The 644-nt window shown below is 70.2% G+C and carries 1 riboswitch.

Annotated features, from left to right (window positions below):
* Positions 1–286 precede the first annotated feature (286 nt).
* Positions 287–417, top strand: a riboswitch (FMN riboswitch).
* Positions 418–644 lie beyond the last annotated feature (227 nt).

Here is a 644-nt window from a genome sequence, read left to right on the forward strand (position 1 = left end):
GGCCGGGGTCGGTCGAATCGCCGCTGGGACATGGGGACTTCGGCTAGGTGCGAGGCATCCCGCCGGGGAGCGGTGTCGCGCCGGACAGGGGGCCGTCGAGTTGACGCGAGATTAAGAGGACTAGACCAGTCGGTCAATAGGTATGGACCAATTCTTCGCCTCGTCCCAGTCGCGGTGTACCCGGCGCCCACCCCCACACCTCCGCCCGGCGTGAGGAGAACCACGGGCGTCGCCCCCTGCACAGGGGGCGATCGACGTGGCACACTGGGACGCGTACCAGTGACGCAAGCGCACTCCGGGGTCGGTGAAAGTCCGAACCGGCGGTTACAGTCCGCGACCCGATCACCTCCAGTGATCGGTTGACCAGGTGAAACTCCTGGACCGACGGTGAAAGTCCGGATGGGAGGCAGTGCGCGGCGGAACGGGTCGGCGGTTTCGGTGACCGCCGCGTCCGGCCGTGCCGGGGCGGTCCCTCCGAAATCCCCGCATCCCGGTCCGCTCGTTGTCCCAAGCGCCTTCCGGCGCGCCCCGGAGTCCATGCCCGAGCAGGCAGGAGGACCCGGTGGCCGAACCCCGTCCCGTGATCGGGACGCCCCGTCTTCCGTACGGCTCCCCGCCCGCGCGCGCACCGCTCGGCGTCTCCC

It is taken from the genome of Streptomyces alkaliphilus, assembly GCF_014141535.1.
Taxonomy (GTDB): domain Bacteria; phylum Actinomycetota; class Actinomycetes; order Streptomycetales; family Streptomycetaceae; genus Streptomyces; species Streptomyces alkaliphilus.